Genomic DNA, 1,781 nt, shown 5'->3' on the forward strand with positions numbered 1-1,781 from the left:
CTCCCTCTATAAATATTGATATACCAACGGTTTGAGCCGTTGGAGAAGTACCAAAAAAATATTTTTCGACACGACCTCTAACATTATTTTTATAATATGTGAAACTATGCCAATTGGTGGGTACGCTACGCGGTCACTACTGGATTTTAATGGTAAGTAGTGCTAAAAAATTATATGATGCACAATGGATCTCTGCGTAGCTTATGATGACGTACCCTCCCATGTCTCTGGGCATCAGTGTGCCTACATTCCTTCGTTCGGTCTAGTCATAAGGCAGAGGCTAGCGAAGCTCCTTTAGGGACTCTAGGGTCGAATGGGGTTTATTGTGCCAGCTTCTCCGTGTCATCCTGTTGTCTAGGTCAAATAAAGAGTGTAGGGGGTTATGCAGCCTCTACGAGACTAGGAATATCCCTCATCATTCGCTGTGCATCGAATGCTTTGTTTTTTGTACTAATTCCATGTAAAACTTTCAGTAGTTTTCCGCAAAGGACCACAATTGACTGCTTCTTACGTAACGGATTGCTCGAGCGATTCGTGTAATATTCATGTAGTTTACGAAAAGCTTCATTATGACGAACCATCGGCATCATGACACGAAATAGAAGTGCTCGTAATTTCCTTCTTCCTCGTTTAGATATACGTTTTTGGCCTTTGTGTTGCCCCGATGAATTTTCACGTAATGTAAGTCCCGCTAGTTTGATAAGTTGGCGTGGATCTTCATAGTGTGAAAAGCTTCCGATTTCGGCTAGAAGGTCAACGAGTGTAGTGTCCCCCAGACCAGGAACAGTCTTGAGCCATTCGTATTCTACTGATGTTTGTACGAGTTCTACTAATTGTTGTGTAATGTCTTCGATGTCTTGTTCTAATTGGTGGTAACGGCGAACGAGTGTGGTGATTTCAAAACGGGCCATCTTACGTCCTTCTGTTACTCCAATTGAATGTGCAGCTAGGTCAATTAGTTGAATCGCTTTTGGTTTTTGAGGCGACTTGAGCCCATCTACAGTGCGATAAAGTTCTAATAATTCATTGGGTTCTTTTTCATGAAGATCGACTGGTAATGGCGTGCACTCTAGGGCTGCTAGAGCCATTTTTCCGAATGATGGAAACACCTGTGTAAATTCAGGAAAATAACGATCTAACCAACGGATCATCATGTTTTTAACAGCACCCAATTCCTCTGTCAATTTGCTTCTAAAAGTGGAACCAGCACGAAGTTCAGCTTCCATATCTTTTAATATTCTTGGATAGCTGAAACGTCCATCCTTGACCAAACGGGCGATGACCAGCGCGTCCTTACGATCATGCTTTGTCGGAAGGTTGTCGTCCAACTCTTTTGATCGTTTCACATGCATCGGATTAGTCATGACAAGAGGAAAACCTCGATCCTCTAGAAAGTAGGCAAGATTAAGCCAATAATGCCCTGTAGGCTCTATTCCAATGATGACTTCCGATTTTCCATGTTCTCTTAGCGCCGCTAATATTCGCTGATAAAACTGCTCAAAGCCATCATGTGATTGAGAAACAGGAAATGATTTTTGGAGCACCCGTCCACGATCATCGGTAAAGCAAGCGAAATGAGTTCGTTTCGCAATATCCATACCAACGACGAGTGTTTTTTCAGTGACTTGATTTATTTTTTCGTTTTGTTTAAAATTCATTATGAAGTCCTCCTTGGTTAACTAAGTTAGGGGTCATCTCGGTGCACGATTTGACACCCCGTATCATACCAGGAGGGCTCTTTTTTTTTCAAGTCCCCGAAAATCCTTCTAACAGGAATGCTC

Annotated in this window: 1 protein-coding gene; it reads right to left on the minus strand. The window is 42.2% G+C overall.

The window, feature by feature from the left end:
• Positions 1 to 380: 380 nt before the first annotated feature.
• Entirely contained in the window at positions 381 to 1,658 is a 1,278-nt protein-coding gene (locus BKP35_RS08945) for an IS110 family RNA-guided transposase (protein WP_071313008.1), read from the minus strand.
• Between the last annotated feature and the right edge of the window lie 123 nt (positions 1,659 to 1,781).

Origin of the sequence: Anaerobacillus arseniciselenatis (assembly GCF_001865995.1) — a bacterium.
GTDB lineage: Bacteria > Bacillota > Bacilli > Bacillales > Anaerobacillaceae > Anaerobacillus > Anaerobacillus arseniciselenatis.

Coding starts and splice junctions, on each gene's coding strand:
- BKP35_RS08945 (WP_071313008.1), bottom strand. CDS start 1,658: ATGAATTTTAAACAAAACGAAAAAATAAATCAAGTCACTGAAAAAACA.